This window comes from Candidatus Lariskella endosymbiont of Hedychridium roseum (genome assembly GCF_964020185.1).
Classification (GTDB): domain Bacteria; phylum Pseudomonadota; class Alphaproteobacteria; order Rickettsiales; family Midichloriaceae; genus Lariskella.
The window spans coordinates 334,257-360,526 of record NZ_OZ026538.1 but is presented as its reverse complement, the minus strand read 5'-3'; the positions used below and the strand labels follow the sequence as shown (position 1 = coordinate 360,526).

General features: G+C 33.8%; 27 protein-coding genes, 1 tRNA gene and 8 pseudogenes. 13 read left to right on the top strand and 23 right to left on the bottom strand.

Going from position 1 to position 26,270, the window contains the following annotated elements; translation table 11 throughout:
* Positions 1 to 104: 104 nt before the first annotated feature.
* Together AACK98_RS01855 and recF are read left to right on the top strand one after the other, a co-directional pair.
* Positions 105 to 479 carry a hypothetical protein gene (locus tag AACK98_RS01855; RefSeq protein ID WP_339041861.1) on the top strand — a complete coding sequence of 125 codons (375 nt, stop codon included), beginning with the start codon at positions 105 to 107 and terminating at the stop codon, positions 477 to 479.
* A gap of 25 nt (positions 480 to 504) precedes the next feature.
* Positions 505 to 1,644 carry a DNA replication/repair protein RecF gene (gene recF / locus AACK98_RS01850; RefSeq protein ID WP_339041859.1) on the top strand — a complete coding sequence of 380 codons (1,140 nt, stop codon included), beginning with the start codon at positions 505 to 507 and terminating at the stop codon, positions 1,642 to 1,644.
* 54 nt (positions 1,645 to 1,698) lie between these two features.
* Here recF and AACK98_RS01845 read toward each other — a convergent pair.
* From AACK98_RS01845 to AACK98_RS01810, 8 genes and pseudogenes are all read right to left on the bottom strand, one after another.
* Positions 1,699 to 2,783 (bottom strand): annotated as a pseudogene (locus tag AACK98_RS01845) (IS481 family transposase).
* Positions 2,784 to 2,921: 138 nt separating this feature from the next.
* Positions 2,922 to 3,044: a hypothetical protein gene (locus AACK98_RS01840; RefSeq protein WP_339041857.1), complete on the bottom strand. Its 123-nt coding sequence runs from the start codon at positions 3,042 to 3,044 to the stop codon at positions 2,922 to 2,924.
* A 105-nt stretch (positions 3,045 to 3,149) separates the two neighbouring features.
* A pseudogene (locus AACK98_RS01835) lies at positions 3,150 to 3,791 on the bottom strand (IS1 family transposase).
* An 11-nt stretch (positions 3,792 to 3,802) separates the two neighbouring features.
* Positions 3,803 to 5,218 carry a sodium:solute symporter family protein gene (locus AACK98_RS01830; RefSeq protein WP_339041855.1) on the bottom strand — a complete coding sequence of 472 codons (1,416 nt, stop codon included), beginning with the start codon at positions 5,216 to 5,218 and terminating at the stop codon, positions 3,803 to 3,805.
* Positions 5,219 to 5,265: 47 nt separating this feature from the next.
* Positions 5,266 to 5,394, bottom strand: a pseudogene (locus AACK98_RS01825) (IS481 family transposase); the annotation flags it as partial.
* Positions 5,395 to 5,539: 145 nt separating this feature from the next.
* Positions 5,540 to 5,692, bottom strand: a pseudogene (locus AACK98_RS01820) (integrase core domain-containing protein); the annotation flags it as partial.
* 11 nt (positions 5,693 to 5,703) lie between these two features.
* Positions 5,704 to 5,826: a hypothetical protein gene (locus AACK98_RS01815; protein WP_339041853.1), complete on the bottom strand. Its 123-nt coding sequence runs from the start codon at positions 5,824 to 5,826 to the stop codon at positions 5,704 to 5,706.
* Positions 5,827 to 6,267: 441 nt separating this feature from the next.
* Positions 6,268 to 6,978 (bottom strand): prepilin peptidase, encoded by a 711-nt coding sequence (locus tag AACK98_RS01810; RefSeq protein WP_339041851.1) that lies wholly within the window; start codon positions 6,976 to 6,978, stop codon positions 6,268 to 6,270.
* Positions 6,979 to 7,009: 31 nt separating this feature from the next.
* On the opposite strand from AACK98_RS01810, the gene AACK98_RS01805 reads away from it, so the two are divergent.
* Entirely contained in the window at positions 7,010 to 7,471 is a 462-nt protein-coding gene (locus AACK98_RS01805) for a DNA polymerase III subunit chi (RefSeq protein ID WP_339041849.1), read from the top strand.
* A gap of 492 nt (positions 7,472 to 7,963) precedes the next feature.
* On the opposite strand, the gene AACK98_RS01800 is transcribed toward AACK98_RS01805, so the two are convergent.
* Together AACK98_RS01800 and AACK98_RS01795 are read right to left on the bottom strand one after the other, a co-directional pair.
* Positions 7,964 to 8,242 (bottom strand): IS1 family transposase, encoded by a 279-nt coding sequence (locus tag AACK98_RS01800; RefSeq protein WP_339040346.1) that lies wholly within the window; start codon positions 8,240 to 8,242, stop codon positions 7,964 to 7,966.
* A complete protein-coding gene (locus AACK98_RS01795; protein WP_339041847.1) occupies positions 8,205 to 8,582 on the bottom strand; it encodes a hypothetical protein in 378 nt (125 codons plus the stop codon). The genes AACK98_RS01800 and AACK98_RS01795 overlap by 38 nt, the downstream gene beginning before the upstream one ends.
* A gap of 477 nt (positions 8,583 to 9,059) precedes the next feature.
* Between AACK98_RS01795 and pdxS the strand changes: the two genes are divergently transcribed.
* From pdxS to AACK98_RS01770, 5 genes and pseudogenes are all read left to right on the top strand, one after another.
* Positions 9,060 to 9,872, top strand: coding sequence for a pyridoxal 5'-phosphate synthase lyase subunit PdxS (pdxS, locus tag AACK98_RS01790; protein WP_339041845.1), 813 nt, complete (start codon positions 9,060 to 9,062; stop codon positions 9,870 to 9,872).
* Positions 9,873 to 9,892: 20 nt separating this feature from the next.
* Positions 9,893 to 10,351: an NUDIX domain-containing protein gene (locus AACK98_RS01785; RefSeq protein ID WP_339041843.1), complete on the top strand. Its 459-nt coding sequence runs from the start codon at positions 9,893 to 9,895 to the stop codon at positions 10,349 to 10,351.
* Between the two features lie 481 nt (positions 10,352 to 10,832).
* A complete protein-coding gene (locus AACK98_RS01780) occupies positions 10,833 to 11,924 on the top strand; it encodes an LptF/LptG family permease (RefSeq protein ID WP_339041842.1) in 1,092 nt (363 codons plus the stop codon).
* A 630-nt stretch (positions 11,925 to 12,554) separates the two neighbouring features.
* A complete protein-coding gene (locus AACK98_RS01775; RefSeq protein ID WP_339041840.1) occupies positions 12,555 to 12,947 on the top strand; it encodes a hypothetical protein in 393 nt (130 codons plus the stop codon).
* Positions 12,948 to 13,418: 471 nt separating this feature from the next.
* Positions 13,419 to 14,327: pseudogene (locus AACK98_RS01770) on the top strand (IS481 family transposase).
* Here AACK98_RS01770 and AACK98_RS01765 read toward each other — a convergent pair.
* Together AACK98_RS01765 and AACK98_RS01760 are read right to left on the bottom strand one after the other, a co-directional pair.
* Positions 14,297 to 14,665 (bottom strand): IS1 family transposase, encoded by a 369-nt coding sequence (locus tag AACK98_RS01765; RefSeq protein ID WP_339042516.1) that lies wholly within the window; start codon positions 14,663 to 14,665, stop codon positions 14,297 to 14,299. The pseudogene AACK98_RS01770 and the gene AACK98_RS01765 sit on opposite strands and share 31 nt — an antisense overlap.
* Positions 14,572 to 14,955 (bottom strand): hypothetical protein, encoded by a 384-nt coding sequence (locus AACK98_RS01760; protein ID WP_339041547.1) that lies wholly within the window; start codon positions 14,953 to 14,955, stop codon positions 14,572 to 14,574. The genes AACK98_RS01765 and AACK98_RS01760 overlap by 94 nt, the downstream gene beginning before the upstream one ends.
* Positions 14,956 to 15,071: 116 nt before the next feature.
* On the opposite strand from AACK98_RS01760, the pseudogene AACK98_RS01755 reads away from it, so the two are divergent.
* Positions 15,072 to 15,203: pseudogene (locus AACK98_RS01755) on the top strand (IS481 family transposase); the annotation flags it as partial.
* Between the two features lie 27 nt (positions 15,204 to 15,230).
* On the opposite strand, the gene lspA reads toward AACK98_RS01755, so the two are convergent.
* The 4 genes and pseudogenes from lspA to AACK98_RS01735 form a co-directional block, all read right to left on the bottom strand.
* A complete protein-coding gene (lspA, locus tag AACK98_RS01750; protein WP_339041838.1) occupies positions 15,231 to 15,878 on the bottom strand; it encodes a signal peptidase II in 648 nt (215 codons plus the stop codon).
* Positions 15,879 to 15,898: 20 nt separating this feature from the next.
* Complete coding sequence (locus tag AACK98_RS01745; RefSeq protein ID WP_410519989.1) at positions 15,899 to 16,765, bottom strand: hypothetical protein; 867 nt, start codon at positions 16,763 to 16,765, stop codon at positions 15,899 to 15,901.
* Between the two features lie 185 nt (positions 16,766 to 16,950).
* Positions 16,951 to 17,844 carry a 4-hydroxy-tetrahydrodipicolinate synthase gene (gene dapA / locus AACK98_RS01740; RefSeq protein ID WP_339041834.1) on the bottom strand — a complete coding sequence of 298 codons (894 nt, stop codon included), beginning with the start codon at positions 17,842 to 17,844 and terminating at the stop codon, positions 16,951 to 16,953.
* 514 nt (positions 17,845 to 18,358) lie between these two features.
* Positions 18,359 to 19,352 (bottom strand): annotated as a pseudogene (locus AACK98_RS01735) (IS481 family transposase).
* A 158-nt stretch (positions 19,353 to 19,510) separates the two neighbouring features.
* Between AACK98_RS01735 and AACK98_RS01730 the strand changes: the two are divergent.
* Positions 19,511 to 20,581, top strand: coding sequence for a transposase (locus AACK98_RS01730; RefSeq protein ID WP_339041533.1), 1,071 nt, complete (start codon positions 19,511 to 19,513; stop codon positions 20,579 to 20,581).
* A gap of 104 nt (positions 20,582 to 20,685) precedes the next feature.
* Here AACK98_RS01730 and AACK98_RS01725 read toward each other — a convergent pair whose 3' ends face one another.
* On the bottom strand, positions 20,686 to 21,459 hold the full coding sequence (locus AACK98_RS01725) for an HD domain-containing protein (protein WP_339041832.1): 774 nt from the start codon (positions 21,457 to 21,459) through the stop codon (positions 20,686 to 20,688).
* A 73-nt stretch (positions 21,460 to 21,532) separates the two neighbouring features.
* Between AACK98_RS01725 and AACK98_RS01720 the strand changes: the two genes are divergently transcribed.
* A protein-coding gene (locus AACK98_RS01720) for an IS630 family transposase (protein WP_339041283.1) occupies positions 21,533 to 22,403 on the top strand; the annotation gives its coding sequence in 2 pieces (ribosomal slippage) (positions 21,533 to 21,856 and positions 21,858 to 22,403; 870 coding nt in all).
* Here AACK98_RS01720 and AACK98_RS01715 read toward each other — a convergent pair.
* Positions 22,400 to 23,350, bottom strand: a complete 951-nt coding sequence (locus AACK98_RS01715) for an MFS transporter (protein ID WP_339041121.1) — start codon at positions 23,348 to 23,350, stop codon at positions 22,400 to 22,402. The two genes, AACK98_RS01720 and AACK98_RS01715, sit on opposite strands and share 4 nt — an antisense overlap.
* Positions 23,351 to 23,461: 111 nt before the next feature.
* Between AACK98_RS01715 and AACK98_RS01710 the strand changes: the two genes are divergently transcribed.
* Positions 23,462 to 23,845, top strand: coding sequence for a hypothetical protein (locus AACK98_RS01710; protein WP_339040305.1), 384 nt, complete (start codon positions 23,462 to 23,464; stop codon positions 23,843 to 23,845).
* Between the two features lie 31 nt (positions 23,846 to 23,876).
* Here AACK98_RS01710 and AACK98_RS01705 read toward each other — a convergent pair whose 3' ends face one another.
* The 5 genes and pseudogenes from AACK98_RS01705 to AACK98_RS01685 form a co-directional block, all read right to left on the bottom strand.
* Positions 23,877 to 24,155, bottom strand: a complete 279-nt coding sequence (locus AACK98_RS01705; RefSeq protein WP_339040346.1) for an IS1 family transposase — start codon at positions 24,153 to 24,155, stop codon at positions 23,877 to 23,879.
* Positions 24,118 to 24,282 (bottom strand): hypothetical protein, encoded by a 165-nt coding sequence (locus AACK98_RS01700; RefSeq protein WP_339040402.1) that lies wholly within the window; start codon positions 24,280 to 24,282, stop codon positions 24,118 to 24,120. Before AACK98_RS01700 ends, AACK98_RS01705 begins: the two co-directional genes overlap by 38 nt.
* A complete protein-coding gene (locus AACK98_RS01695; protein ID WP_339041830.1) occupies positions 24,240 to 24,533 on the bottom strand; it encodes a hypothetical protein in 294 nt (97 codons plus the stop codon). The genes AACK98_RS01700 and AACK98_RS01695 overlap by 43 nt, the downstream gene beginning before the upstream one ends.
* 284 nt (positions 24,534 to 24,817) lie before the next feature.
* Positions 24,818 to 25,114 (bottom strand): annotated as a pseudogene (gene tnpA / locus AACK98_RS01690) (IS200/IS605 family transposase); the annotation flags it as partial.
* 509 nt (positions 25,115 to 25,623) lie between these two features.
* A tRNA-Pro gene (locus AACK98_RS01685) sits at positions 25,624 to 25,700 on the bottom strand.
* A 102-nt stretch (positions 25,701 to 25,802) separates the two neighbouring features.
* Here AACK98_RS01685 and rpmE point away from each other — a divergent pair.
* Positions 25,803 to 26,207, top strand: coding sequence for a 50S ribosomal protein L31 (rpmE, locus tag AACK98_RS01680; RefSeq protein ID WP_339041828.1), 405 nt, complete (start codon positions 25,803 to 25,805; stop codon positions 26,205 to 26,207).
* Positions 26,208 to 26,270: the final 63 nt, after the last annotated feature.

Below are 26,270 nucleotides of genomic sequence, written 5' to 3'. Positions count from 1 at the left end.
CATTAGTATTTACAAATTGTACTCACAACTCAAATAGGTTCGATTCTTTTCCAGCTATAAAGATTGGCACAGTTGAATGCTTAAATGATAAAAAATTTGTTTGCATGAAATCTGCTAGAGAACTACGCAGCATTTTTGATCACTACAGCGATATTCAAGACAAAACATTTGGCAATTATGATGTTTCTATTACTATACAAATTAAACCAATGCCTCTCGTGACAAATAGTGATGATGTGACGATCAGAACAAAAATTCTCCTGATAATCAAGTATGAACTAACAGATATCAATGAAAATAAAAAAATTTGCGCAGGAACGCTAAAAAATAGGGGAAGTTTAGATGTTGCAAACTCACCATACACAAACCTTATATCGCAAGAATTTTTAACAGAGAGAATAATAAAGGAAGCAGGTGGTATGCTACGTGCTAGAATACTAAGATGCCTTATTGATTCTGATATCATAAAACCAAAGTGAAAATTAATAAGCTCTAGGTGTTAAAATGAGTAGCTCTATCAATTCTCTACACTTAATAAATTTTCGTAATCATCATAACTTTCAACTATCAAGCAGCGCAAGGTTGTTAATTCTTGAAGGACAAAATGGAGTGGGAAAAACAAGTATCCTTGAAGCAATCTCTCTATTTTCACCAGGAAGAGGAATAAGGAATGCAAAGCCAGATGAGATACTACGCAACGAACCTGGAACTTGTATATCAAACACAAACTCTGCTAAAAATATACATGAGTGGTGTGTTTTTGGACGCTATAATTCACGCGAAAACACACTGAATATCAGCACAGGTTGTAACTTCAGCAAGAATTCAAAGCGTATCGTCAAGATTGATGATAAAACAGTCAGCAAACAATCAGAGCTACTAGAACTCATTAGAATTGTTTGGCTTACTCCACAGATGGAAAGAATAATCTTAGATGCACCAAACATACGAAGAAAATTCTGGGATAGGATATGTTATAATCTATATCCCGAACATGCTGCGAATTTCATTGCTTATGAATATTATATAAAATCTAGGATGAAGATTTTATATATGCAGAAATTTGATGATGTTTGGCTCAAAAATATAGAATCAGAGATCGCAGACTACGCAATTAGAATTCGCTCAACACGTCTTAAATGCCTAGAAATTTTCAGATCTAGTTTGCATGATATTGGGTTTATACGTCATCTAAATCCTTCAATAGAATTAACTGAGTTCTTAGACAAAGAACTTGTTGATTCATATGATGATGAGAAGAAACTATATGTATCAGAAAAATTAAAATACTATAGAGACATTGATAGAAAAAGTAACAGGTCGAATTTTGGACCACATAAGACAGACCTTATAATACTAAGTAATATTAACAACCTTAACATTAAATATTGCTCAACAGGGGAACAAAAATTAATGCTTGCCGCTATGACACTCGCACATGCAAAATCAATATATAAGATCAGTAAAATTTCCCCGCTAATATTATTAGATGAAATTTTAGCACATCTTGACAATAAAAAGCAGGAAATACTGCTACTTGAGCTGCTCGGTATAAATTCTCAAATATTTGTCACCACAACGGAAACCGACCTTGCAATACATACAAACAATTTTGTAGACATAGATAGGATATTACTAAGATGATCTCTCGTTTTATATGTAGAAGTCAAGATTTGATCTTACAGACAGTTATAAATTTTATATCTGCTTGTCAGTTAAGTTTCGACTGTCAGATATGTAACTGAGATACAAGATTTCATTATTCTTTTCCACAGCTAACTTTTTACTATCCAAAAAAAGTTTGCATAGGTGTTTTTCCATAACAATATTTACCAGAATGAGGTCTTTCATTGTTGAAATATTCTAACCAAATATCAAGATCTAATTGCAAGTCATCCAATGATGTATAAATCTTTTTACGCATAGCTGTATCAAAGAATTCTTGTTTCATAGTTTTATTAAAACGTTCACACATACCATTAGTTTGAGGTGAATATGCTTTAGTTGTTGTATGCTCTATACCTTCTATACTGAGAAATAACTCAAAAGCATGATGTTCTATATTTCCCTTATATTCTCCTCCACGATCTGTAAGAATACGAAGCATCGGTATCCCTTGACTCTCATACCATGGTAACACTCGATCATTTAGCATATCAGCAGCAGTAATCGCAGTTTTGTCAGTATACAGTTTAGCATCAGCAAATCTACTGTAGCTATCAATAAATACCTGAGCATAAACCTTTCCTATCCCTTTGAAATTGCCTACATAATATGTGTCTTGGCAACCTAAATAACCTGGATGTTGTGTCTCAATTTCTCCATGTGCTTCTTTTTCATTACGGCGTTTCTCTAGTACTTGCAGCTGTGCTTCGGTCAATATAATACCATCTTGGGCCATCTTAGCTTCTAAGGCTTTCAATCTTTTATTGATATTATTCAAATCATTACGTAACCAAATCGATCTTACTCCTCCAGGAGAAACAAGTATACCACTCTTCTTCAGCTCATTTGATACTCTAAGTTGTCCATATGCTGTACTCTATCGCCATATCAACTACTGCTTTTTCTACTGCAGGATCTACTCTATTAGCGATTATTGGCTTCTTGCGACTTATCTCGTATAGCGCTTCTTCTCCTCCTGTTTCATATAGTTCTTTAAATCTGTAATAGCTATCTCTACTATAACACATTGCCTTACATGCAGATGATATACTACCAAGGCTTTTTGCCAATTCAAGTAAATCTAGTTTCGGTTTGATGATTTTTTGATTTAAGTTCATTGCTTATCTCCATTTAATAACTAATTTAATTTACTAAATGTAAGATAAAATGTCGACTATTTGCTGGAATAATTGCTTATACTTTAAAACCAAATAAACCAGCAGTCTCATGGAAAAATAAAATAATAAACTTAGCTCTTATATCGAACTGAGGTTATATAGCACAACGCATAATGCTTTCTTAACAGCTGTTTGAGGCTTCTTGCCCAGATCGCCCTCAACAAAATTTAGAACATGATCTGCACTTATAACGCTGTACACCCCTCACAATGCCATTCTTTACAAAGATATCAGAGCAACATCCCTTACAACAAACCATAAAACCACTCTTTAGTTTTTAAAAAAGTGATCATATCATACTTCTATCTAATTGTGAAAACTCTCAAATTTATAACTGTCTGTAAGATCAAATCTTGACTTCTGCATATTTCGTAGTGTTAGATTCTCTCTTTCAATACGCTGAGTGTATATTTTGCCAACAATGTGTTTTTCATGTGGTAAGACATTATAGGCACCGAATTTGTCTGTACACCAGAATGCGATCTTAAAGTTTTCCATTCTTTTAAGTAAAATATTTAGAGTTTCTGTAGTTCTTTCACCGAAAGCGTGAGCTATGATACGCTTAAGTCTGGGTTCCCAGGCATACCACAGCCATCGCTGTCGCTTCTTACCTCTTACAAATGACCACATTTCATCAACCTCACAGATAAGGAAAACCTTCAGCTTGTTTAGTTGTAGTGTTGTTACACAGCGTGGAGAGTAAAACACGTACAACAGCATTGATGCTTATATGCAAAGCTCTAGCTGTATCAGGATACCTGCATTGTTCATAGCAAGATTGACTATCTGTTCTTTGATGCCAGGGTGGCAAGCACGATAAAGATAATCAAGCTGAAAGGTTTTTCTGCACTGCTGACAACGATATCGCTGATGAATATTGCATTTACCATGTTTTTTTACATCTTCAGGTCTATTACAAAATCGACATTGCACTTCTATTGTTGCCATATATGATCTCTTTAAAAATCAATACTATACACTTGTGCCCGCTGGTCCATCTTATGAATTTTGTGGTCTTGATATACTTGCCAATAATGCATTCCAAATAAACCTACAGCGCTACCTATTACACCACACATTAAGCTTATGGTAGCTAAATCTCCACTTATATATCCACTGATAGCAGCAGAGCATATACCAATGATATTAGCAGATATAAATGATTTACTATTTGTTCTAAATTTTAGAAACCCTGCAACTAATGGTAAGCAAAGCAGTGTGCCCCAAAGATTAGCGGTTATTAATTGCATTTCTACTAACCCATTTTTATTCATAGCTAAAAAAATAGCCGAAATACTAATAAGAAATGTAAATATTCTGGCAATTAGTAAGGCTTGCATCTCAGTTAAAGGGATTATTTTTCTCATAACGTCATGTGCGACAAGAACGCTTGCATTATTAAGCCAAGCATCGGCAGTGGACATCATAATAGCAAGTAATCCAGCTATAATAAGTCCTTTAAATCCAACTGGAATGTGATTAGCAATGAAGTGAATAAATACAATATCAGGATCTATGCCTGGCTCCTTGACTTTTAAAACCAACCCTATTAAGCATATAATACTTGCATAAAAGAAACTGATTACAGCAAGTGCATTCAGACAATGAGTAAGCTGAATAGAATCTCTAGAGATTAAAAACCTTTGTATATAAACACCTGATGTTCTAGGTAATAAAGCGTGAAAAATCATACTGCAAAAGAGTAAGATATTATCTTGATTTAGTTTGAGAGTTATAATATCTTCGGGCAAGGATTTTACTACCCCTTCATATCCGCCAATATCATGATAAGCGAAAGAGAATGCTATAGGTATTGCAATCATCATTACAGTAAATTGAAACACATCAGTGTATGCAACAGCTTTTATTCCAAGGAATGCAGAATAAATTGTTATTATTAATACAGCAATGATAACACTGTGTGAATAACAGATATTGAAAAAATAACTTACTGTGTAACCCATTGCTATAGCTTGTATTGTCACAACTCCTATAGAGTGAAGTATAGAGACAATATTAGAAACCCACCTACCTATCTTGCCGTATAGTAGTTCCATTATGTCGCCAAGTGATATACAAGTACGAAATTGATCTATATTTTGGCCATATATCTTAGCCATAATAATCCAAAATAAAGGAGACAAAAGGCGAGTGACAACGAAAAACATACCAAGAGCATAAACTTGCCCTATGCTGCCTATTACATTAGCAGAACCAAGTGTAGTAAATAAACTAGTAATTATAACAATACTAGGAAAATAACCTCTACCTATGGTATATTCTTTTAGTGTGCGGACTGATTTATATTTATAAAAAGCAATAAATATACATAATGCAAGATAAGTGATAACGATTGTAATATCTATGATATGCATATTCTCTTGTAGAAGTCAAGGTTTGATCTTACAGACAGTTATAAATTTTATATCTGCTTGTCAGTTAAGTTTTGACTGTCAGATATGTAACTGAGATACAAGATTTCATTATTCTTTTCAACAGCTAACTTTTTACTATCCAGAAAAGTTTGCATAGGTGTCTTTCCATAACAATAGACATCTTGCATAACCTCATTCTGAGGTAGAAATTCTTATAGAGTAGATTTTTGCAAAACGTCACCAAACAATGATCCACGTGAGTGTTTTTATGTTTTAGTGACAATCAAATCACAGTTTGGAACAGGTTATGCAAGAGGTCTAATATTTACCAGAATGAGGTCTTTCATTGTTGAAATATTCTAACCAAATATCAAGATCTAATTGCAAGTCATCCAATGATGTATAAATCTTTTTACGCATAGCTGTATCAAAGAATTCTTGTTTCATAGTTTTATTAAAACGTTCACACATACCATACTTAGCTCTTATGTCGAACTGAGGTTATATAGCATAACGCATAATGCTTTCTTAACAGCTGTTTGAGGCTTCTTGCCCAGATCGCCCTCAACAAAATTTAGAACATGATCTGCACTTATAACGCTGTACACCCCTCACAATGCCATTCTTTACAAAGATATCAGAGCAACATCCCTTACAACAAACAATAAAACCACTCTTTAGTTTTTAAAAAAGTGATCATATCATACTTCTATCTAATTGTGAAAACTCTCAAATTTATAACTGTCTGTAAGATCAAATCTTGACTTCTGCATTTTATAGTCTGTCCGTCAAAAATCGATTTTGCCTCTCGCAAATAAATTTTTGCGGGAAGTTAAATGTACAAAAATTAGCTTAGGAAGGCAACATGATATTTTTCAGATATATAATTTGTCCAATAAACTTCTTCTTAAAACTTGTTGCATTACTAGCAAAATCCATAAGATTTTTGGCAATTTCGCTTCTTTTTCCGCTATACTTTAGGTGCATCATCATTGCTTGCAACCAATATAAATCCTATACTTATTAGAGTTATTACTCAAGATTCTACTTTATAATTTAACACGCCTAACAGCCCTTGAACATATAAAGAATACAGCAAAGAAAAAAAAGCAGGCTATGATCGAGAGATCAAAATATGCAAGCCACACAACAAGTGAAAATATAACAATCGGCATATCTACTCTAAAGTTTAACCTTGCATCAAAAAACCATTCTTGCAAAGCACCAAGTAGCTTAAATGAATTAAGGATTCGCATGATAGAAATATAAATCGTGAGTGCAATAGATATTTTTATAAAAATATCTATTGCACTTTGCTGCTCTACCATTGCATAAAGAACTCCCAACATAAAAGTTATGATATTTAAATGAGTGCTAATTACACCAGATGTAGAATATATCAACCCTTGAGTTAAGAGAATTGCTCCAATAGTTGTTATGATGAAATATTCATCGATAAATCCATACTTAACATAGCAAAATAAAGACCAAACAGCACTCCCGCTTTCTAATATCCAATAGACCTTGTTAATCTTTTCTCTACAATAACTGCACCTGCCCATTGTATAAAACCACCCAATTACTGGCAGATATTCATAAAACTTCAGCTTATGGTGACAAATTGAACAAAATGGGTTACCCTCGCTGCTATCTAATAAAAATGCATCTACTGGAATTTGCCTAGGAATCCTAAACAACAAGCTTGTTCCAAAATTACCTAGCATCAAACCAAAAAGCAGAGCAACAAAAAATTCAAACATTTTTTAAACTAGATTTTATTTAAATCATCAAATGCTACAGGCAAATTTTTACCAATTACAAACAGCTCCAATTAAATCAGCGTTTCCAAAGCTGTTAGAAAATCTTTTTACAAAAGAAAAAACAGTACAAATTGTTTGCACAAATGATGCTGAAGTTGAATATTATGATATGCTTATTTGGACATATTCACAACTTTCTTTCATTCCGCACAGTACATACAAAGATAAATATATAAAAGAGCAGTCTGCCTATATTACGTTAGATGTGAATGATAATCCACTAATGTCAAGATTTACGTTCTTTTTTGATTTTGATATGGCAATCAATGACTCAGTTCTGCAAAATATTCAAGATCGAGAAAGAATAATGTGGATGTATGAAAACAGCGTTACGCTCGCAGAAAAAGCTAGTGCAATACAAAATAAATTAATGGCGTGTGGCATCAATACTGTGTTGATACAAGAAAAAAATGGATCGTGGAAGACCAGCTAACTCCACAATTTATGTATGACAGAAGTATACTCGTTATACTTTTCAAAATTAGACTTCTTTTTAAAACTTACTGCCAAGTTTAGGCAAGTGCAGGAAAATACAGCGCGCGCTTGGAACACAAAGTGCATCAGAAGTGCATGAACATCTAAAGGCAAATGATACGATCAAGCAAATTGACCACTGTAACAAACGTTTGAAGAAGAAGTCTATTAGCACATTTTTAGAATGCTCCTTATATATTTGTTTTATACATGCGCCTATAAATTCAATACCAACTCTTCATTTACCTGCGGTATACCAAAATGATATTTAGCGACTAATGAATAAAATATCCTTTAGTATCACACTAAATTCGATTAGTATCTGTTTCCACTCTAAAAAGCATGTCTGTTGCAAGATACACAAATTAAACATTATATTATTTATTTGCCAAATAATACCAGAGCAATAAAACAGCGATCAAAGCACAAGATCCTAAATTTCTGAGAGTTTTCACATAAAGATAGATAAGAGCTGTTCTTGATATTGTTTGAATATTTGTGTAATAGTAAGAGCGCACCAAAGCTTGATGGATCCGTATACCATTGACTCTTTTTTAGAAACGATTTTAGTGCGCCGTGTCATTCGGCATAAATGATGTCGCGTGTTGCTATTATCTCTCTCGATACATACTGTGCCAGACTTTCCAATTGTATGACGCTCTTTGGGTAAAATTTTAGAAAAAGCATCCCAATCATCCGTATAAAAATGACATTCTTTCAGATGACTCACTTTTTGTAGAGCTTTTGGAATGTTGCAGTATCACGATTGCCTGTAACCCAGGCAACTGTTCTCCTTGTACTACGATCAACTGCCTTAATGATCCAAAGCTTGTTTTTTTTGAACCAATAAAATGCCACATCTCGTCGAATTCCATCTCCATAATATCCGAAGAGACAACTGGCTCCTGAGTCTTGCCCATCGCCTCTACTACCCAGCGATAAATTATGGACGGCGAATGCCATAATATCTTGCATAACATAGAAAAAGAGCCATTACCAAGAACTATATAGCATAACGCATAATGCTTTCTTAACAGCTGTTTGAGGCTTCTTGCCCAGATCGCCCTCAACAAAATTTAGAACATGATCTGCACTTATAACGCTGTACACCCCCTCACAATGCCATTCTTTACAAAGATATCAGAGCAACATCCCTTACAACAAACCATAAAACCACTCTTTAGTTTTTAAAAAAGTGATCATATCATACTTCTATCTAATTGTGAAAACTCTCAAATTTCTTTTAAAAACCATTCGTAACAACGCAATACATATAATTCCATACTATAAACATTGAATGAATTCTATTTGTAATATTTAATCATAAATATAAGCCTATTACGCAATTCAGCTTTTGGATTTTGGGTGATTTCTTGAAAGTTTGATGTTATAATGCCCAAGCTATGTAGTAGTACTGAAAATCGATCATTAGAACTCTAGATCATAATTAATATATAATCGTTTTGGTCATTCATGCCTTTGTAATACATATTTCAGTGACTATTTTCTAAAATCTTGCGCAGCGAAATAATAAATGAGGTTATACAATGAATACAAATGTTCATTTTATAGAAATGTTGAGAAACGGTGTCATTATGGATGTAATGACAAAAGAACAAGCAGTTATAGCTGAGAAAGCCGGAGCAAGTGCAGTAATGGCTCTTGAAAGAGTTCCTGCAATCATCATAAAAGAAGGCGGAATTGCAAGAGCAAGTGACACTGCAATGATTCAAGAGATACAGAGTGCCGTCTCAATTCCTGTAATGGCGAAATGTAGAATAGGACACTTTGTTGAGGCACAAATATTAGAAGCACTTGATGTTGATTGTATAGATGAGAGTGAAGTATTAACAAAGACAGACGAGAGTGCATACATCAATAAGAAACAATTCATTACGCCATTTGTGTGCGGATGCACAAGCCTTTGGGATGCACTAAGAAGAATAGACGAAGGAGCATCATTAATTCGTTGCAAAGGACAAGCAGGCACCGGAAATATTGCAGAGGCTGTAAAACACTTGAAAGAAGTAACATCAACAATCAATACATTGCAATATATCACAGACGCAGAAGTTAGAGATTTAGCTTCTCACAAAAGAGTACCACTTGACCTTTTGATGGCTACTAAAAATGCTAAAAAATTGCCAGTGCCATTTTTCGCAGCTGGTGGGATTGCAACTCCAGCAGATGCCGCACTTTGCATGGCTCTCGGTGCAGAAGCAGTTTTTGTTGGAAGCGGAATTTTCCTTAGTGAAAATCCAGAAAAGCGGGCAAACGCCATAGTACAAGCTGTAAACGACTGGAATAATCCTAAACTACTTGCAAAAATTTCTGCAAACTTAGGCGTTCCTATGAGGTAAATGCTTAAATTGAAATAAATATGTTACATTTAACGATTGTAGTTCCACATCTAATTTTAAGAAATGGTGATAAGGTATTTTTATCCAGGCGCAGTCAAACTCAGAGATTTTGGCCAGGACGTTGGCATTGTGTTACTGGAACAATCGAAGATGGTGAAACTCCACAACAAGCTATAATGCGGGAAACTATTGAAGAAATTGGTATACACTTAGATATTCCACCAAAATTAGCAGTTGTGGTTTCACTAGCAGATAGTAATAATTTTATCGAACCTGGATCCATTTTTCGATCAATTGAAATGTTTTTTCTGGCTGAACTACCAAATGGACAAATCCCGAAAAATAGAGAACCTACTAAACAAGATACCATTGATTGGTTCTCTATCACCAACCTACCAGAACCAATAATTCCTGTTGTGAAATTTGGATTTAGCAGCTTCTTGCGTAAAGAGAGTTATGGCGAATTTTACAATATATAGAAAATCGCCTGCGTCATAACTACGCGCGTGAATTTTAACTGCATGATTTTTTATAGTACAATTGAATTTCTGAGTCATATATTGTATATATTTGCGAAGAAATTAACGAAGTAATACTTAAAAATCAGGCCAAAAAGGTCTGCACAATTGGCTTTGCCTGCAGTGCCTATCCCGCGATTTACCAATTATTTTATAATTGGCAAATCGTCTAAATATATTTCCACCAACCTAGAGAGAGATAACTAATAACTAATACCAACTCCCACAAATAACAGCATATATTTGCTGCATATTTTTTAAAAAATTTAAGATGAGATTTAAGCAAGCTATACTATAAGTACAGCGGCCATGCGCGTGCTTAAATTTTTACAAAAGACGAAGAGCAGATGTTCTGTTATTTGTGGAAGTTGGTATAATATGCATTTTTTCAATCTCAAGCAAACGCTAGAATGATATTTTAAATACACCAAAATTTATCAAGATGAAAATCTACACGAACTATTTACTAAAACAGCTTCTGAAATACTGCCTTGTGCTCTGCACAGTATTTACCGCTATAGTTTGGGTAGTGCATACCTCACAACTCATGCAACTTATCGTCAATAAAGGTATTACTATCTATGATTTCTTTAAACTAGCCATGTATTTGTTACCTTACCTAAATTTCACAATATTACCACTTGGAACACTAGCAGCGTCAACAATTGCACTAAGCAGATTATATGCAAATAATGAATTGTTGGTACTTCAAACTTCTGGCATTGGGAAGATAAGAATTGCCCTACCCTTCATGCTATTTGGCATCTTTATGACTATAATTGCATATTGTAGCTCATTTTATATTATGCCAAAATCATATAAAAAATTTAAGGATCTCTATTTTTTACTGCAGAATAACTATATATCAGCATTTTTAATAGAGAATTCATTTTCCAGCCAGATTCCAGGAATTACAATATATGTAGGGAATAAAATTGGAACTAATGCATTCTCTAATATTATGATATACGATGCAAGAGAAAAGCAAAATGCTGCAACCATTACAGCAAGATATGGAGAGTTTAATATAGATGGAAATGTTATAAATTTGTCAGTCAAAGATGGAACAAGTCAGCATAAAAATAGCACTAACAACAAAATTTCGATGATATCATTCGATCTATACTCCATGGAGATTGAACTTAGCAAGCAAAAACTACATAAATCGCAAGAGCCTTCAGAATTCTTTGTACAAGATATTATTAAATCTAACGATTTAGGAGTAGATTCTTCTATGCTAAAGGCTCATGCACACCAAAGAATTACATGGCCACTATTTTGCACAGTTTTCCCAATACTAAGCTGCATAATCTCTTTATATATACATTGCAATAGAGAACATTATTGGAGAAGAACAGTTTTTATCATCATATACTCTATTATACTTGTCGGATGCGCTATACTTTTTAATAACATCACACTCACACATCCAAGTCTATTTTTGCTTGTCTATTTAAATGTTATAGCTCCAATCTCTATATGCGCTTTACTTTTCATAAAAGAAAGCTTCCAAGCTTTCAGTGCTTCACGCTAAAATCAACATAACACAAGTTTGAAGTGTGGAAATTCTTATAATATTATCTTTGCCAAATTCTGAGTTTTTATAATCATAGTTGTAAGTAATATTAACAAAGTGATTATATAGTACGCGCGCCAAAAGTCTCGGAACAAGCATGAAATGCTGCCATGAGTGTCAAAATAGCGCTTTAAATCCGTAAAAAAATGTTATAATAAACGCAAAAAACTTACGGATGTTGCGAAAGCAGTGTTTGCGGGGCACATGAGTAATAATATACCCAAAAATTAGCGCAGTGCTAAGTACTGGACTAATTTGTGCACATTTAACTTCTCCACAAAAATTTATATTTGCGCACGCAAATCAATTTTTGGTGGACGGACTATATAAGCTTTTTTGCCTAATTTTTCATATTACCTTGTCCATTTCTTTGCAAATATGCAAAAGTGTTATGCATAGAAATTAACAATACTATGAAAAATTATGCTCTTAAAATCTTCATACAAGTATATTTCTGATTATTAATCAGAAACTCAAGTTATACCAACTCTTCATTTACCTATGGTATTTGCCATATCATTAATAACTTAAAACCTTTGCTCACCTCCTAAACGCTTTAAGCAAAATCATATAAGTTAAGCTTCAACTATGAAATACGAAAACAGTAAAAAACACAAAAAAGATAGAGATCGTTTACTAAAAAAAACTAGCGCAGTAGTGCAAGACTTACTAAATCTCATCTCTATTTATATCAAACAAACAAATGACATAAATCAGATAATTTCAAGCAACAACAAAAGCAAAAGTAGTGTACTTACAGCATTTATCGCTATAAATACTGTAATAATAAAGCTACTAGATATATATCAATCCTTTAAAGATCGAGAATTTCAAACTTCCAAAAATAACTCTAACAATCATGAAATTGATTCAAAATTATCCGATGAAGATATGGAAATCTTGAGACAATTTTTAAATATTCATAATCACGAAACACACAATATAACTAAAATAAAACAACAACGTAAATCAGCATCATAGCCAACCAAAGTTTAAAAATTGATATAATATCAAGTCGCTTGCGTCATAACTCTAAAAAGCGTGGAATTTATGTTGGTTATAAACAATTATTATGCACCGAAAGTCCAACAGAAAAAGTGGTGAAGTTGCCAAAAACCTTATGGATTTTGTTAGGCACTACCGCTTCTAAGCCAATTTTTATACATTGAACTTACACAAAAATTTATTTGTGCAAGCAAATCGATTTTTGACGGACAGACTATCAAATATGATAACAAGAAATAACAGAAGTATATTATGCGTAAAGCAAAGCTTTTGACGCTAAATCTTTTTTGATATGTATTAGTCGACATTTTATCTTACATTTAGTAAATTAAATTAGTTATTAAATGGAGATAAGCAATGAACTTAAATCAAAAAATCATCAAACCGAAACTAGGTTTACTTGAATTGGCAAAAAGCCTTGGTAGTATATAATCTGCATGTAAGGCAATGTGTTATAGTAGAGATAGCTATTACAGATTTAAAGAACTATATGAAACAGGAGAAGAAGCGCTATACGAGATAAGTCACAAGAAGCCAATAATCGCTAATAGAGTAGATCCTGCAGTAGAAAAAGCAGTAGTTGATATGGCGATAGAGTACCCAGCATATGGACAACTTAGAGTATCAAATGAGCTGAAGAAGAGTGGTATACTTGTTTCTCCTGGAGGAGTAAGATCGATTTGGTTACGTAATGATTTGAATAATATCAATAAAAGATTGAAAGCCTTAGAAGCTAAGATGGCCCAAGATGGTATTATATTGACCGAAGCACAGCTGCAAGTACTAGAGAAACGCCATAATGAAAAAGAAGCACATGGAGAAATTGAGACACAACATCCAGGTTATTTAGGTTGCCAAGACACATATTATGTAGGCAATTTCAAAGGGATAGGAAAGGTTTATGCTCAGGTATTTATTGATAGCTACAGTAGATTTGCTGATGCTAAACTGTATACTGACAAAACTGCGATTACTGCTGCTGATATGCTAAATGATCGAGTGTTACCATGGTATGAGAGTTAAGGGATACCGATGCTTCGTATTCTTACAGATCGTGGAGGAGAATATAAGGGAAATATAGAACATCATGCTTTTGAGTTATTTCTCAGTATAGAAGGTATAGAGCATACAACAACTAAAGCATATTCACCTCAAACTAATGGTATGTGTGAACGTTTTAATAAAACTATGAAACAAGAATTCTTTGATACAGCTATGCGTAAAAAGATTTATACATCATTGGATGACTTGCAATTAGATCTTGATATTTGGTTAGAATATTTCAACAATGAAAGACCTCATTCTGGTAAATATTGTGAGAGTTTTCACATAAAGATAGATAAGAGCTGTTCTTGATATTGTTTGAATATTTGTGTAATAGTAAGAGCGCACCAAAGCTTGATGGATCCGTATACCCTTGACTCTTTTTTAGAAACGATTGTAGTGCGCCGTGTCATTCGGCATAAATGATGTCGCGTGTTGCTATTATCTCTCTCGATACATACTGTGCCAGACTTTCCAATTGTATGACGCTCTTTGGGTAAAATTTTAGAAAAAGCATCCCAATCATCCGTATAAAAATGACATTCTTTCAGATGACTCACTTTGTTGTAGAGCTTTTGGAATGTTGCAGTATCACGATTGCCTGTAACCCAGGCAACTGTTCTCCTTGTACTACGATCAACTGCCTTAATGATCCAAAGCTTGTTTTTTTTGAACCAATAAAATGCCACATCTCGTCGAATTCCATCTCCATAATATCCGAAGAGACAACTGGCTCCTGAGTCTTGCCCATCACCTCTACTACCCAGCGATAAATTATGGACGGCGAATGACCTAATATCTTGCCTAACATAGAAAAAGAGCCATTACCAAGACTATATAGCATAACGCATAATGCTTTCTTAACAGCTGTTTGAGGCTTCTTGCCCAGATCGCCCTCAACAAAATTTAGAACATGATCTGCACTTATAACGCTGTACACCCCTCACAATGCCATTCTTTACAAAGATATCAGAGCAACACCCCTTACAACAAACCATAAAACCACTCTTTAGTTTTTAAAAAAGTGATCATATCATACTTCTATCTAATTATGAAAACTCTCAATATTGTTATGGAAAAACACCTATGCAAACTTTTTTGGATAGTAAAAAGTTAGCTGTGGAAAAGAATAATGAAATCTTGTATCTCAGTTACATATCTGACAGTCAAAACTTAACTGACAAGTAGATATAAAATTTATAACTGTCTGTAAGATCAAATCTTGACTTCTACATTTGATTTACATAAAACAAAGCAGACTAAAGCTACACCAATTACTATTGCTGCATCTGCAATGTTAAATGAAGGGTGATGATAACCAAAAACATGAAAATCTAGAAAATCAAATACAGCTCCAAATTTTATCCTATCAATGATATTTGCAATTGCACCACCTATTATCATCCCACATCCAAGCACCACACATATATTCTCATAAATTAAATATCTAACTAAATAAAGGAAATACAATATTATAACTACAGAAACACATATTATAAACAACTGACTTCTATCATGCGTATTAAACATCCCAAATGTAATGCCATGATTCCACACATATGACAAATTGAAAAAGCTTGTAATGACAATTGGCCTATATATCAAATGCATTTCAGATATATTATCACATATATTGCTCGAGTCTGACTCTGAACTTGATTCTGTAATTATACCGTCAAATTCATGCTTTAAATTACCAGATTTAAATATACTTAAACAATCAAGTGTCACTACTATATGATCTTCGTGGAGTTCATTCTCCAACTCACCATTTTTATGAAAATATTCAATAACACTTTGCTTAGAGAATTGATCTATTAAAATCACAGTAGATATGATAATTATAAATCCGAACGCTTGCAAAAATCTCATCATAATTCAAACTACCATTTTGCTTTATTTAGTAAAAACAAGGCAGATGCTAGTACATTCTCTTGATTCATATATAAAACATCAGTGTCATACAGCAATTTATACAATTTATCGAATAGCATTACACTCTCTTCTGCTTCTTTTTTCCCGAAAGTCCTTTCAGCAACCTCTATTTTCACCTTGCGCACAACTAAGCGGAGAATAGCTATTTTTAATACTAACACAACAGATGAATCAGTTTTAGCCCATTCTATTATGTCATTAATATCTTGGAAGTTATGAATTCTTGATATCTTCTCCAATCCGCTAAATTCCATATCTAAAACACTTTGTAATAACTGTACGTTTCCACCAATAAGATTATAAATTTCAATAGGGAAATTCTTAGATTTCTCACCACAGACTTTGCAGAAATCACTATATGATATTTGAGAAAACTTTATCACTCTGCATCTTGATAGCAATGTAGCAGGAATATTCCGCATGCCACTTGCTATCAGTATAAGCATAGTATTTTTCCCTGGCTCCTCTAAAGTCTTTAACAAAGCATTTGCAGCATAGCTATTCATATAGTCAGCTGAATCTATTATGACAACTCGATAGTTTCCAAAAGCAGGAGTAGATTGTAAAAATTGTATTGCAACTCTAACTTCATCAATTAAAATACCTCTATTTTTCTTAGACTCAAGTGAGCTGGTAAACTCATCACGTAACACCATAAAATCTGTATGTGAATAATGCTCAATACGCTTTAATATTGGATCTTGAGAAAATGATTTTAAAGTTCCTTGTATAGAAAAATTAGCCTCATCTCCTTGGTTTTTACATGTTCCAAACATGCTCGCTTGTCTAAAAGATAACATATTGTCACGTTCCATAATTTCCTTCCCATATGTATCATATAAAAATAAGAACTTTACTAGTTGATATGCAAATGTTGCTTTTCCTATACTCCTTGGCCCTAAAAATAAAAGCGCATGCGGCAACCTATCTGAAAGTACAGAATCTAAAAAAAACTCAGAGATTTTATCATGTCCATACAGACCATTATTTTTTATAGGATCTAACACAAATCATCTCCAATTGAATGTATTGCATTTAGTATTGTACGTTGACTCTGCTCAGAAATTTGAACAAGTGGCAGCCTAAGCTCTGACGATTCTATTAAATCTAGCGAATATGCAGCATACTTGATAGGCGCTGGATTTGTTTCACAAAACATTGCATTATGTAATTCTAAAAGTTTCCTCTGTAATAACAGCGCTTCCACATATTTACCAGATGCTGTCAGCTCTTGCACTCGTTTGCATAATTTTGGCGCTATATTTGCTGTCACTGAGATACAACCTTGCCCTCCATGTACATTAAACGCAACAGCATTATCATCATTCCCAGTCAGTTGTATAAAATTACTATTTCCTGACTTTTCTAACAAAGTCGCAAGAGCCAATGGACGACTTATATCACCGGTTGCATCCTTAATGCCAATTACATTTTTCAAAGACGCAATTTGGGCTATAGTCTCATCACTAATATTAACAGCCGCTCTACCAGGAATATTATATATTATAATAGGAATATCAGTACTCTGACAAATAGTCTGATAATGTGCAAGGATGCCACTTTGTGTCGGCTTATTGTAATAAGGAGCTGAAACCAAAATACAATCTGCGCCCAAGCTTTTTGCCTGCTTTGCATACTTCACAACCTGCGCAGTTGAATTGCTACTGGCACCAACCATCACTTTTGCGCTTCCAGCAACATGATTCACAACATATTTAATGATAATATCTCGTTCACTGTCGCTTATCGTAGGCGCTTCACCTGTTGTTCCAAGAACTAAAAAACTATCTACACCAGCAAAAATTTGATAATCCAGCAGCTTCTTTAGACTATCTATATCAACAGCACTAGAACAAAATGGCGTAACCAGAGCAGTACAAAGTCCATTAAACATAAGTTAAGAGTACTAAGAAAATGTTTAGACAAAAAAGAAATAATAGAAAGCAGCAGGAAACTCAATCCTTAACACTTGTAAGTACTAACAATCAAGCTTCTATAATATTCCATTAAAGCGGTAACATCAGTACTGCAGACTATTTCATGTTATATGTATGCTCGTCATACTTTTCAAAATTGGCGCCTTCTATTTTGTATACACATACCACTCAATTTTTCCTAGCTCTTTTTGAAGTCTAACTTCGTATATGACACTTGCAACAAAGAGCATGCTTATAATCAATACCACTTCTCAATGAAACTTCTTCAAACGCCTGCTTCAGTGAGGCAATTATAAGGAACATACGAAGCACAACAAGGAAGCACAAGTGTATACGCATTATATTAGCATCCACTAAAGGCCAAAGAATGCGACAAATCAATTGAGCCCTGGAAACAAACGTTTGAAGAAGAAGTCTATTTATCAGAGATATTTAGAAGTCAAAATTTGATCTTACAGACAGTTATAAATTTTATATCTGCTTGTCAGTTAAGTTTCGACTGTCAGATATGTAACTGAGATACAAGATTTCATTATTCTTTTCCACAGCTAACTTTTTACTATCCAAAAAAGTTTGCATAGGTGTTTTTCCATAACAATATTTACCAGAATGAGGTCTTTCATTGTTGAAATATTCTAACCAAATATCAAGATCTAATTGCAAGTCATCCAATGATGTATAAATCTTTTTACGCATAGCTGTATCAAAGAATTCTTGTTTCATAGTTTTATTAAAACGTTCACACATACCATTAGTTTGAGGTGAATATGCTTTAGTTGTTGTATGCTCTATCCCTTCTATATTGAGAAATAACTCAAAAGCATGATGTTCTATATTTCCCTTATATTCTCCTCCACGATCTGTAAGAATACGAAGCATCGGTATCCCTTGACTCTCATACCATGGTAACACTCGATCATTTAGCATATCAGCAGCAGTAATCGCAGTTTTGTCAGTATACAGTTTAGCATCAGCAAATCTACTGTAGCTATCAATAAATACCTGAGCATAAACCTTTCCTATCCCTTTGAAATTGCCTACATAATATGTGTCTTGGCAACCTAAATAACCTGGATGTTGTGTCTCAATTTCTCCATGTGCTTCTTTTTCATTACGGCGTTTCTCTAGTACTTGCAGCTGTGCTTCGGTCAATATAATACCATCTTGGGCCATCTTAGCTTCTAAGGCTTTCAATCTTTTATTGATATTATTCAAATCATTACGTAACCAAATCGATCTTACTCCTCCAGGAGAAACAAGTATACTACTCTTCTTCAGCTCATTTGATACTCTAAGTTGTCCATATGCTGTACTCTATCGCCATATCAACTACTGCTTTTTCTACTGCAGGATCTACTCTATTAGCGATTATTGGCTTCTTGCGACTTATCTCGTATAGCGCTTCTTCTCCTCCCGTTTCATATAGTTCTTTAAATCTGTAATAGCTATCTCTACTATAACACATTGCCTTACATGCAGATTATATACTACCAAGGCTTTTTGCCAATTCAAGTAAACCTAGTTTCGGTTTGATGATTTTTTGATTTAAGTTCACTCACCTTACGCAAAATTGACAAAATCAGTATAAAGGTAGTAAAAGTAAGCGAAATAAAAAAATAAAGTATGTCTAAGAAAATATTGGATATATATTCAGACTATTTAATTTGTCAAAATAAGTATGCAACAGCTACTGGTTTATCAGATTTATTGTCTGGAGATATAAGCCACGACAAGATTACAAAATATCTTAATTCTGAAGATTTAGGATCAAAAGAATTATGGTTATACATCAAGCCAGAAATTAGGAAGCATGAGCTTAACAAGGGATGTGTTTTGATATTAGATGATTCAATAGAAGAGAAACCTTATACGGATGAAAATGAGATAGTAGCATGGCATCACTCTTATGCTAAAGGAAGGCATGTAAAGGGGATAAACATTTTATCGTGCTTAGTTTCGTATGGTGACGTAGTGCTTCCGTTTGGGTACGCACTCATTCGTAAAGATGTTAGTTTTTCTGATATTGAGACAGGAAAAGTACAGCGTAAATCTAGCATTAGCAAAAACCAACATTTTCGCAATCTCATAAAACGATCAACAGAGAACAAAGTGTTGTTTGAGCATATTTTAGCCGACAATTGGTTTGGTTCTAAAGAGAATATGGAATTCATAGAATCGCTTGGTAAAAAGTTTATTATAGGTATTAAATCAAATAGAATTATTGCATTATCATGTAAAGATAAAAAATTGGGGAAGTTTCAACAAATCTCATCATTAGATATGCAGGATGGAGAATCAAAGAAGGTATGGTTGAAAGGAGTATCTTTTGAAGTTTTACTAATCAAAAAAGTTTTCATAAACGAGGACGGATCAACTGGTATTCTATACCTTGCTTCTAATGATACAGAACATGATGCTGCCTATTTGTACGAAATCTATCAAAAACGATGGAGAATTGAGGAATATCACAAATCTATCAAAGAAAATACAAGCTTTGCAAAATCTCCAACGAAAAAGATGCGATCTCAAGCAAACCATATATTTGCTTCAATCGTAGCATTTTGCAAGTTAGAAATTATAAAGGTTGCCACTGCAACCAATCATTTTGCTATTAAATATAAATTGTTAGTAGCAGCAAATATAGCATCTATGAATGAATTGATAAATTTACGCAAAAATAATGCTCTTGCGTAAGGTGAGTTAAGTTCATTGCTTATCTCCATTTAATAACTAATTTAATTTACTAAATGTAAGATAAAATGTCGACTAATACATTTTATAGCACTTCAGCTATATAATTAAAGCTTATGATTTGATCTACATTTAATCAAAATATCCATACAATAGTTAAATATTCTATCTTCAAGCATAAATTTATTGTTAATATTCAGGATATCCGCAGTATAAGCACTACTTGTCATTAAATAACGATTGCTCTCTACTGCATTTTTAATCTGCTTTTCTTGTGGTCTACTACTTATAGTATGCAAGTTATGCAATCTATCAATCTGCTTAATCAATAAAGCTTCAGGATCCTCTCTTAATTCCCTAATAATATCTTCCAGAGTTAGCCTTACTACACTGCCATTAATCACTCTAAATTTTGTGAGCTTATAAACCATTGTAGCAATTCTCTTATTAAATTCCTTTTCTAGCAATTTAACCGGACAATCACTATCTTCAATAACATCATGAAGTATTGCTGCTATAATAATGTCAGTTTTGCAGTAATATTCTGCAATAATACCTGCTACCGCTAGTGGATGAGAATAAAATGGCTCACCTGTATCTCTAAATTGACCATCGTGCCATTTCTTAGCAAAAATAATAGCCTTCTCTATTAGCTTCAGATTTAACTTACTACCTTGCAATTTTGCTTGATCTGACACAATACGTAATAAATCCAGCGAATGCTGACAATTTGCATCATAAGCACTATAAATTTCTTTTTCATCAAAATCATACTTTTGTTCATAATCAGATGATGCAGAATCTCGATATCTCAGATTTTTTTCATTTGGATAATGAAAATATTTACCACTCTTTTTTTCTAGTTTTTTGATATATAGCATAAGTGACTAAGATATTGACAAAAGTTAGGAATTAAGATATAAAAAGTGAGTATGAAATAAAAAGCATAAAATTATGGCAAGAGCATATCCAATAGAACTTAGGGTAAGAGTAATAGAAGCATTAGAAAATGGTGCAAGAATCACTAAAGTGAGTAAACTATTTAGAGTGAGTCGTGATACTATCTATAAGTGGAAAATTCTGCAAGATAAGCACGGTTCTTTGAAAGCAGCAAGTGGTTATCAAAAAGGTCACAGTCATAAGATCAAAAATCTAGAAGATTTTAAAGAATTTTTTGAATTAAATATTGCTATGACATCAAAAGAACTAGCAAAGAAGTGGTGTAATATATCACCTACAACGATCTTACAGGCGATAAAAAAACTTGGTTATAGCTATAAAAAAAACTCATCTTCATCCGAAAAGAGATATTCCGTTAAGACATGAATTTATTGAAAAGATAAAAACCATCACAAGAGATAAAATAGTATATCTTGATGAATCTGGAATAGAAGATAATGCTTGTAAAGAATATGGTTGTAGTATTTTAGGAGAAAGGTGCTATGGGGAAAAGGTGTATCAACATAAAACTAGAATAAGTATGATAGCTGGTCTTTGTAATTGTAATCTTATTGCTCCCGTAATATTTGAGGGTAATTGCAATAAAGAGGTCTTTGAAGCTTATATTAGGGAGATGTTAATTAAAGAATTAAAACCTGGACAAACTGTTGTTATGGATAACATTAACTTCCATAAGAATCCTAAAGTGAAAGAGTTAATTGAATCTGTGGGTTGTTACATATTATTTTTACCAACTTACTCTCCTGATTTAAATCCTATAGAGCATTACTGGTTTAAGATAAAAAATGAAATTAGAAAAACTATAGATTTATTTGATACTCTTTATGATGCTGTTTTTAATACAATTAAATTGTCAGCACCTTAGTCACTTATGCTATACTTTATTGCCCATAAGAAACTAATCACTGATGGAGTATATATGGTCAAAACAGCATAATGTCCTATGCATTCAGTTAGAAGAATAACACTAAATGAAACTATTAATATTGAGAAAGCAACAGATACTCCAAATGTTGTTGCTATCATTACAAAGCGCCTAGCAATAGGTATATGCTTAAAACAGGCAATTTCTACTCCAAATGATAATGCAGTAGGGAGAAGCATTATAAGCTGTAAACACGTTAATGAAATAACACTCGAAGCATGATCAAGACAATATGGCAGGAATGGCAATAAAACACAAAATAACAAAGTAAATATACTAGCAATTTTTACAGGATGATATTTTTTAAGAAAGAATACTGCAAATGACACTATAAGTATTATCATTATATGAACTCTCAAGTTTTGATTAATAACCTGTTCATAGCTCATTCCCAAAACTTCTTTCATAAAATTGCCCATGTAGATAAATGTCATATAAAAACAAACCGATGACATTGATACTGCAAAGCAATATGCTAAAATAATCTTTTTATCCGCTTTTTTCTTATATACATATAAATTCTCTGCTATATTTGGATTTTGCTTACTTATTTCTGCTTTTATCTTCATCCTGAGTCTGAAGTCTACAAACTCAGGAGTCTCTCTAAGCCTCATTCTAGCAACGAAACCAACAACAGCTATTATAGCTCCTATCCAAAAAGCAATTCTCCAGTTAAAATCCATGGAAATAGCAAACGAAGCAACAGTTAAAGCAAATAACCCTCCAGCTTTTGAAGCTATACTAATGATACCATTACATACATATCTATATGGCTGCTTTATAGTTTCTGCTAAATAAAGCTGCGCTCCAACAATCTCTCCTAAAGAAGAAAATCCTTGCAACATCCTACATATTACCATTGTAATAGTTGCGGTGAGAGTTTTCACAATTAGATAGAAGTATGATATGATCACTTTTTTAAAAACTAAAGAGTGGTTTTATGGTTTGTTGTAATGGATGTTGCTCTGATATCTTTGTAAAGAATGGCATTGTGAGGGGTGTACAGCGTTATAAGTGCAGATCATGTTCTAAATTTTGTTGAGGGCGATCTGGGCAAGAAGCCTCAAACAGCTGTTAAGAAAGCATTATGCGTTATGCTATATAGTCTTGGTAATGGCTCTTTTTCTATGTTAGGCAAGATATTAGGGCATTCGCCGTCCATAATTTATCGCTGGGTAGTAGAGGCGATGGGCAAGACTCAGGAGCCAGTTGTCTCTTCGGATATTATGGAGATGGAATTCGACGAGATGTGGCATTTTATTGGTTCAAAAAAAACAAGCTTTGGATCATTAAGGCAGTTGATCGTAGTACAAGGAGAACAGTTGCCCGGGTTACAGGCAATCGTGATACTGCAACATTCCAAAAGCTCTACAACAAAGTGAGTCATCTGAAAGAATGTCATTTTTAGAGTTTTCACATAAAGATAGATAAGAGCTGTTCTTGATATTGTTTGAATATTTGTGTAATAGTAAGAGCGCACCAAAGCTTGATGGATCCGTATACCATTGACTCTTTTTTAGAAACGATTTTAGTGCGCCGTGTCATTCGGCATAAATGATGTCGCGTGTTGCTATTATCTCTCTCGATACATACTGTGCCAGACTTTCCAATTGTATGACGCTCTTTGGGTAAAATTTTAGAAAAAGCATCCCAATCATCCGTATAAAAATGACATTCTTTCAGATGACTCACTTTTTGTAGAGCTTTTGGAATGTTGCAGTATCACGATTGCCTGTAACCCAGGCAACTGTTCTCCTTGTACTACGATCAACTGCCTTAATGATCCAAAGCTTGTTTTTTTGAACCAATAAAATGCCACATCTCGTCGAATTCCATCTCCATAATATCCGAAGAGACAACTGGCTCCTGAGTCTTGCCCATCGCCTCTACTACCCAGCGATAAATTATGGACGCCGAATGCCCTAATATCTTGCATAACATAGAAAAAGAGCCATTACCAAGACTATATAGCATAACGCATAATGCTTTCTTAACAGCTGTTTGAGGCTTCTTGCCCAGATCGCCCTCAACAAAATTTAGAACATGATCTGCACTTATAACGCTGTACACCCCTCACAATGCCATTCTTTACAAAGATATCAGAGCAACATCCCTTACAACAAACCATAAAACCACTCTTTAGTTTTTAAAAAAGTGATCATATCATACTTCTATCTAATTGTGAAAACTCTCCTTTTTTGGATAGTAAAAAGTTAGCTGTGGAAAAGAATAATGAAATCTTGTATCTCAGTTACATATCTGACAGTCAAAACTTAACTGACAAGCAGATATAAAATTTATAACTGTCTGTAAGATCAAATCTTGACTTCTACAAACGCTAAAACTCTGATATTCTAAAATCTGGCCCAAAGATGTTGTCCCCAATACCGCTTACGGAGCAGTGCAAATTCCTGTAGCAACTTACGACTACTTATACCTTTAATATATTGCACAGCTTTAGATATTGATATACTAGGCGGAACCAATGCTAATATATGTACGTGATCAGGACTCATACTGCCACTAATTATATTTATGTAATTAGCAGCACATATTTCTCGGATTACTTCCCTAGTTCTAATCGCAACTTGCCCAGTTAAAACTCTATACCTACACTTAGTACAAAATACTATATGATACTTTAGGTCATATAGGCTGTGGGATCATCTCCTATATTCCATTCGTCCTCCCTTAGCACATTTCCTAGATAACTAATACTAAAGTGTTCGCCTAAAGGCGAGGGTGTTAACCATATCACATATAACTACATAAAATTCAACGATGTTTGCAGAGTAGACACGTTGCAAGCCACTACTAAAGTGGCAAATGGTATATATACCTTTCTTTGTATTGCCGAAAAATCTGCCATACACTATGATTACATAACAAACATCAACTCTTCATTTACCTGCGGTATATCATTACTCTAACTAGTATCTTACTGAATCAAATAAAAATCATATCACGCGCGCTTGTTAACGAAAAACGACAAGCAGCCAGCACTGTCACACAACTTCAAACTCACTAAATGTTCTACTGAAATGGCAATACCAAAAGCATGTTACAAAAATAATAGACAATTTGTTCAACGTAGAAACAGAACAGAAATGAGATTGTTTTAATGACTTAAAGACAACTGCTAGATCCAAAGAAGAATACGTGGTCGGGGCAGAGAGATTTGAACTCCCGACCCTCTGGTCCCAAACCAGATGCGCTACCAGGCTGCGCTATGCCCCGACTTTCCAAATGAGCTATTACCTTTTATAACATCAGCGCACCTTTTTCAAGTGTAAAATACAAAAAACTCCTTGTATAGTTTAGTTTTTTTTTATATGCTCAGTGCCAGAAAATAAAGTGGAAACTCAAAGTATAGTTCAAACACGCATGTCAACAACAAAACAAAAATCAAAAGCGGCTAGTTCAAAGCAAACTAGCGCTGCAACGCAAAATAAAAGTGTTGCAAGTAAAAAGGTTGTAAAAAAAGTTTCGATCACCAGTGAGCAGGTGAGCGCTCATAAGAAATCCACTATACATCCTAATTACAGAGAAATAAGCGTTGAGATGACTGATGGCGTCATTTTTAAGACATACTCTACTTACCATAATGACTTTTTGAAATTAGATGTTGATGTAAAAACGCATCCAGCTTGGACTAAGGATGCAAATTACGTAAACACCAGAGCTAGCGCTGTAGCAAAATTTAACAGTAGATTTAGCGGCGTAAGCTTTATTTCAAAAAAGTAGGCCATTGAATTTTATAACAATATAACTCGAGAATGAGCGACATATGGCTCATAGCTTGAAAAA

Bases quoted from the DNA above. Each gene is read 5' to 3' on its own strand.
- AACK98_RS01830 (WP_339041855.1), bottom strand. From the start codon at position 5,218: ATGCATATCATAGATATTACAATCGTTATCACTTATCTTGCATTATGT.
- dapA (WP_339041834.1), bottom strand. From the start codon at position 17,844: ATGTTTAATGGACTTTGTACTGCTCTGGTTACGCCATTTTGTTCTAGT.
- AACK98_RS01745 (WP_410519989.1), bottom strand. From the start codon at position 16,765: ATGGAACGTGACAATATGTTATCTTTTAGACAAGCGAGCATGTTTGGA.
- AACK98_RS01780 (WP_339041842.1), top strand. From the start codon at position 10,833: ATGAAAATCTACACGAACTATTTACTAAAACAGCTTCTGAAATACTGC.
- AACK98_RS01785 (WP_339041843.1), top strand. From the start codon at position 9,893: ATGTTACATTTAACGATTGTAGTTCCACATCTAATTTTAAGAAATGGT.
- AACK98_RS01810 (WP_339041851.1), bottom strand. From the start codon at position 6,978: ATGTTTGAATTTTTTGTTGCTCTGCTTTTTGGTTTGATGCTAGGTAAT.
- AACK98_RS01730 (WP_339041533.1), top strand. From the start codon at position 19,511: ATGTCTAAGAAAATATTGGATATATATTCAGACTATTTAATTTGTCAA.
- AACK98_RS01855 (WP_339041861.1), top strand. From the start codon at position 105: ATGAAATCTGCTAGAGAACTACGCAGCATTTTTGATCACTACAGCGAT.
- recF (WP_339041859.1), top strand. From the start codon at position 505: ATGAGTAGCTCTATCAATTCTCTACACTTAATAAATTTTCGTAATCAT.
- pdxS (WP_339041845.1), top strand. From the start codon at position 9,060: ATGAATACAAATGTTCATTTTATAGAAATGTTGAGAAACGGTGTCATT.
- AACK98_RS01775 (WP_339041840.1), top strand. From the start codon at position 12,555: ATGAAATACGAAAACAGTAAAAAACACAAAAAAGATAGAGATCGTTTA.
- AACK98_RS01725 (WP_339041832.1), bottom strand. From the start codon at position 21,459: ATGCTATATATCAAAAAACTAGAAAAAAAGAGTGGTAAATATTTTCAT.
- AACK98_RS01805 (WP_339041849.1), top strand. From the start codon at position 7,010: ATGCTACAGGCAAATTTTTACCAATTACAAACAGCTCCAATTAAATCA.